This window comes from Bacillus cereus group sp. MYBKT14-1 (genome assembly GCF_051915185.1).
Classification (GTDB): domain Bacteria; phylum Bacillota; class Bacilli; order Bacillales; family Bacillaceae_G; genus Bacillus_A; species Bacillus_A cereus.
Genome location: NZ_JBQAEF010000037.1, coordinates 1 through 5663, shown reverse-complemented (window position 1 = coordinate 5663; position 5663 = coordinate 1). Strand labels below are relative to the sequence as shown.

Here is a 5663-nt window from a genome sequence, read left to right as displayed (position 1 = left end):
ACGTTTCACGTTGTTTGTTTCGTTCAGTTTTCAAAGAACTACTTGGTCGCTCATTTGCGACTTCCTTATGTTAACATTTTCATCTTTCAATGTCAACTAAGTTTTTCATTTTGTTTGTCGCTTTCGACGTTGTTGTCATCGGCGACTTGTTCTATATTACACCTCTAAAGTATAATCGTCAACACCTTTTTATAAAGAACTTCAATTTAATATTTTTATGCTCTTTTAGCTAGATACGTCTCTATAGGATTTCATTATCGAAGAACACCTTCTGCTTCTCTTTAATTTATTTTTCCAAATATATTCGAGTTAATTTGAACTCTAGACTTAACTTGTGTAGACGTTTTCCTCCAACAAAACTAGCAACCTTATTTTAACAAATACTAGTATATAATTAGAGAGTTGTTGTAATATCAATAAAACTCTATTAGAAGCAGGTGAAGATATGAAAGATATACGCATCCTTATAGCAGACGACGATAAAGAAATCCGAAATTTATTAAAAATATATTTAGAACGAGAATTATACACGGTAGACACTGCAATCAACGGCGAAGAAGCCTTGCATTTATTTAATCAAAATAACTATAACCTCGTTATATTAGATCTTATGATGCCCAAAATAGATGGAATCGAGGTATGTAAAAAACTTAGAGATAAAACTAACGTACCTATATTAATGCTCACCGCTAAAGATCACGAAGTTGATAAAATTTTAGGTTTAAGCATTGGTGCTGATGATTACATTACGAAACCTTTCAGCATTCACGAAGTAATTGCACGAGTAAAAGCTCTTATGCGGCGTTTTTTAGTTCTCGGAAGTAACAATACTGCTCAAGAAAAAACAACTTTATCTTTTAAAGGACTAACTATCAATTTAAATACATACACAGTTCATACAAACAAAGAAGAAATCAGCTTGACCGGAAAAGAACTGGAACTATTAAAATTCTTTACTTCAAACCCAGGACAAGTATTTACAAAAACACAGCTCTTCCGCAATGTATGGGACGATAATTATATAGAAGATGATAATACCGTTATGGTACATATTCGAAAACTTAGAAAGAAAATAGAAATCGATCCTTCCAATCCAAAATTCATTCAAACTGTATGGGGAATTGGTTATAAGTTTGTAGGTGAAAAGCTTGAAGATCGATAAAATCCTCTTCCTTATTTCATTACAACTTATCATTTACGGGCTTTTAAATATACAAATGGATCCAAAAGTAAAAATTTCTTTATTTATTACTCTTATCTTAATTACAATGTATCTCTTCTTTTCAAGAATACAATTCATTCAAAATCGCAAATCAATAGACACTAAATTAAGTCGTGCACTAAAGGGGAATTTACAAACGAGATTATTCACAAGTAATGATCAATCGTTACATAATATCGTTTTTTCAATAAACGAACTAATAGCTGAATTAGAAAAGGTTCGGATTAAAGCAAAAAGGTCTGAGGAATCTAGAAAACAACTTTTATCTAGTATCTCACACGATATCCGAACACCACTCACCTCTATTATTGGATATATCGATGCTTTAAAAGATGGGGTTGCTGCTTCTGAAATAGAAAAGCAAGAATATCTTAAAATACTTTATATGAAATCAAATAACTTAAAGCACCTAGTTGATGAAATATTCAATATGGCAAAGCTAGACGCTAATGAATTTCCACTAAAAGAAGAAAAACTCGACTTTTCTGAAATTACTAGAGAAGCTTTGATCGAGTTTTTACCCGAACTCTCAAAACATAATATTAAACTGCAAGTTCTTATACCAGAGTCTACTTGTCCTATCATTGCAGATCACCTAAGCCTTATGCGGATTATAGGTAACTTAATGAAAAATGCCATTTATTACGGAAAGGATGGGAAAACAATAGGAGTCGAACTGCTAGAAGCTGATGCAGAATACGAACTTCATATTTGGGATCAAGGCCCTGGTATTCCAAAACATGATTTACAAAACATATTTGAGCGAATGTACCGAAGCGAACAATCAAGAAACTCCTCTTATGGTGGTAGCGGTCTTGGGCTTTCTATTTCCAAAGCGCTCGTTGAGAAAAATGGTGGACATATATGGGTTGAAAGTACTCCATGGAAACGAACTACTTTTGGCTTTTCTATTCCAAAACACAATACTTTTAAGAAATAGTTAAGAAATGATTAATATGCAGTTAAGCCTTCCTTTTTATGATGTAAGTAAGAACTTATAGAAAGCAGGTGTCTCCTATAAATACAATTATAAAAACGACTAACCTTACTAAAGTATATGGCAATCAAAAATCAGTAGATAATTTAAATATTAATGTTCAACAAGGGGAAATTTATGGCTTCATAGGCCGCAACGGTGCTGGTAAAACAACAACCATTCGTATGCTGCTTAGTCTTATAAAGCCTACAAGTGGAACGATTGAAATATTCGGAGAGAACTTATTCCAAAATCAAAAAGATATTTTAAGCAGAATTGGTTCTATAGTTGAAGTTCCAGGATTTTATGAAAACTTAACTGCAAAAGAAAACCTATTAATTAATGCAAAGATAATTGGGGTTCACAAAAAGAATGCTATCGAAGAAGCATTAGAAATAGTAGGCTTGCAGCATGAGACAAAAAAGTTAGTAGGAAAGTATTCTTTAGGAATGAAGCAACGCTTAGGAATTGCACGCGCTCTTCTCCATTATCCTGAGCTACTCATATTAGATGAACCAACTAACGGACTAGACCCTATTGGTATTAAAGAAATGCGAAAACTTATTCATTCTTTAGCTCAAGAAAGAAATATAACTATACTCATTTCTAGTCACATATTAGCCGAGGTAGAACAGTTGGTCGATCGTATCGGAATTATTCATGAAGGAAGGTTACTAGAAGAAGTTTCTCTTGATAAGCTGCGCAAAGTAAACCGTAAGTACATAGAATTTCAGGTGAATAATGACAATAAAGCTGCGATGCTATTAGAAAATCAATTTCAAATTTTCGATTATGAGGTACATGATGAAGGGAATATTCGCATTTACTCTCATTTTGGGCAACAAGGATACATTAACAGAACATTCGTTCTTAACGATATCGAAGTATTAAAAATGATGATTAGCGAAGACAGATTAGAAGATTATTTCACCAAACTAGTTGGAGGTGGGACAATTGGTTAATCTACTCTATACAGAACTATTAAAACTAAAACGCTCTAATATGTTTTTAATTAGCATTATTGGAGCTGGTGTCGCACCTTTCTTAGTCGTAGTAGCCTCTTATATACATATAAAAACAAAACAGCCAACTCCGACTATTTGGTTCCACCAGTTATTCACTGACGTTAACTTATATACTACTTTAGTTATAGGATTCCCTTTATACGGAGTAGTTGTTGCTTATATGTTTACCCGCGAATATGCAGAAGATACACTAAAAAATTTACTAACTATCCCCGTGTCGCGCATTAGTTTTATTATAAGTAAGTTCATCATCCTCTTTCTTTGGATTATGATGCTAACTTTAGTCGCTTGGTCGCTTACTTTAATATTAGGGCTATTGGGGAACTTCCCTGGTTTTAACATTACTTTACTTTTAGGTTCTTTCCTAAAATTTTTAATATGTGGTGGACTTCTCTTTCTATTGTCTTCACCTATTGTGCTATTAACTCTTGTAATGAAGAGCTATGTACCGCCTATTATATTAACAGTCATTATTACAATGATGAATCTTATGCTCGTAAACTCCAAGCATAAAGATTTATTCCCGTGGACCGCTACTCTAGATATCGCAAATAACGAATTACAACCGACATATCCACCAGAGTATTCTTATATCATCATTGCAGTAACGACAATTTCCGGATTTATTGCAACACTATTCTATTTTAAAAAAGTAGACATTCATTAATGTATAGGAGTGAAACTATGAGCGATATCATTATTGCCTTCATACTCGGTATTGTAGAAGGATTAGCTGAATTTTTACCTATATCTTCTACTGGCCACCTTATATTAGTCGGGCATTTATTAGGCTTTGAGGGAGAAAGAGCAAAAACGTTTGAAATTGTTATTCAGCTAGGCGCAATTTTAGCTATTGCAATTTTATATCATAAACGTCTCGTTTCTTTATGTAATATTAAACCTCTTATACAGAAAGAAAAAAAATTCAACGCGTTCCATGTATTTCTTGGCGTATTTCCGGCAGTGGTTGCTGGTTTGCTACTACATGATATTATTAAAACATACTTATTCCAGCCATACACTGTTGTGATTGGACTTGTAGCAGGGGCAATTCTTATGATCTTTGCAGAAGTAAAAAAGAAAGAGGCAGCAGCCTATTCACTGGACGATTTAACATACCGCCAAGCTTTAACAATCGGATTATTTCAGTGCTTAGCGGTATACCCTGGCTTCTCTAGAGCTGGCTCTACTATCTCTGGAGGTCTATTAGCAAAAGTAAATTATAAGACTGCATCTGAATTCTCTTTTCTAATAGCTCTTCCTGTAATGATTGGGGCAACAGGCTTAGACTTACTAAAAAGTTGGAAGTATTTAAGTGTCGATGACATCCCTATGTTTGCGGTAGGATTCATTACCTCTTTTATAGTAGCGATGCTAGCAGTAGTAACTTTTCTAAAGCTTTTAGAGAAGATAGGTTTAAAACCTTTTGCATACTACCGTATTTTGTTGGCTATCTTATTTACGCTTTTCGTATTGCTATAGATTCATATAAGTCACATATTATTAAACTGATATTCAATTTAGAATATCGGTTTTTTTATCTATTTCAACTCTAGTATTACTCACTTCAATATGGCGTAGTGATAATAAACTACCATTCATAATCTGAACGTTCTTTAAGTAACTATGTCCTTTATCATAAAATGCAATTGGAAAATTAAAGATTCCATATATGTACAGAACATATTTACAAACTATATTCACTCCACATAGTATCTTTTTAATTTGCAAAACACTGATACAAATTAAAAATAAGTACAAAGGCATAACAAATAAATAAATTTCCTAGGAATTATAAAGAGATTACATATTAATTAGAGTGAGGTGACGATAAAAATGAATCAATTAGCACAGACATATTGGGATACTTATTGGGGAAACAACAAAAAACCAGAATCTGTTACAGCTTGGCAATTTGGGGATGCCCCTAATTATCTTGCACAACTAGTAATTGACGGTATTAAAACAGCTACATGCTCCGGTCACATTTTTTATGAATTAGAAAATGAATCGCTACCGACTACTAATGATTATAGTATTATACTCAATAGTAATGATGAACCTGTAGCTATTATTAAGACAATAGAAGTAACTGTAACACCAATGAATGAAGTAAGCGAAGAATTCGCTATCGCTGAAGGCGAAGGAGATCGTACTTATAATTACTGGAGAGACACCCATGTTCGTTTTTTTACAAAGGAATTAAATGAGATTGGTCTTAATTTCTCTGAAGATATGTTACTCGTCTGTGAGCGTTTTGAACTTGTTGATGTGAACAATAAAGTGAAATTTTAATAAACTGAGATTTACCAGCCATTCTTATTTTTATAAACACAAAAAAGACGAGTCATTCTGACTCGTCTTAAAGTTGCTTGGCGACGTCCTACTCTCACAGGGACAAGGTCCCAACTACCATCGGCGCTAGAGAGCTTAACTTCCG

Annotated in this window: 6 protein-coding genes; all 6 read left to right on the top strand. The window is 33.4% G+C overall.

Going from position 1 to position 5663, the window contains the following annotated elements; genetic code table 11:
* The first annotated feature begins 445 nt into the window (after positions 1–445).
* The 6 genes from ACTFO4_RS30240 (at position 446) to ACTFO4_RS30215 (ending at position 5518) form a co-directional block, all read left to right on the top strand.
* A complete protein-coding gene (locus ACTFO4_RS30240; protein ID WP_000652001.1) occupies positions 446–1162 on the top strand; it encodes a response regulator transcription factor in 717 nt (238 codons plus the stop codon).
* Positions 1149–2162 carry a sensor histidine kinase gene (locus ACTFO4_RS30235; protein ID WP_017674293.1) on the top strand — a complete coding sequence of 338 codons (1014 nt, stop codon included), beginning with the start codon at positions 1149–1151 and terminating at the stop codon, positions 2160–2162. The genes ACTFO4_RS30240 and ACTFO4_RS30235 overlap by 14 nt, the downstream gene beginning before the upstream one ends.
* A gap of 68 nt (positions 2163–2230) precedes the next feature.
* Complete coding sequence (locus ACTFO4_RS30230; protein WP_000074584.1) at positions 2231–3160, top strand: ABC transporter ATP-binding protein; 930 nt, start codon at positions 2231–2233, stop codon at positions 3158–3160.
* Positions 3153–3890 carry an ABC transporter permease gene (locus tag ACTFO4_RS30225; protein ID WP_000247720.1) on the top strand — a complete coding sequence of 246 codons (738 nt, stop codon included), beginning with the start codon at positions 3153–3155 and terminating at the stop codon, positions 3888–3890. Before ACTFO4_RS30230 ends, ACTFO4_RS30225 begins: the two co-directional genes overlap by 8 nt.
* A 17-nt stretch (positions 3891–3907) precedes the next feature.
* Complete coding sequence (uppP, locus tag ACTFO4_RS30220) at positions 3908–4705, top strand: undecaprenyl-diphosphate phosphatase UppP (protein ID WP_001279957.1); 798 nt, start codon at positions 3908–3910, stop codon at positions 4703–4705.
* Positions 4706–5059: 354 nt separating this feature from the next.
* Positions 5060–5518: an ASCH domain-containing protein gene (locus tag ACTFO4_RS30215; RefSeq protein WP_001072420.1), complete on the top strand. Its 459-nt coding sequence runs from the start codon at positions 5060–5062 to the stop codon at positions 5516–5518.
* The last annotated feature ends 145 nt before the right edge of the window (positions 5519–5663 follow it).

Coding starts and splice junctions, on each gene's coding strand:
- ACTFO4_RS30240 (WP_000652001.1), top strand. CDS start 446: ATGAAAGATATACGCATCCTTATAGCAGACGACGATAAAGAAATCCGA.
- uppP (WP_001279957.1), top strand. CDS start 3,908: ATGAGCGATATCATTATTGCCTTCATACTCGGTATTGTAGAAGGATTA.
- ACTFO4_RS30215 (WP_001072420.1), top strand. CDS start 5,060: ATGAATCAATTAGCACAGACATATTGGGATACTTATTGGGGAAACAAC.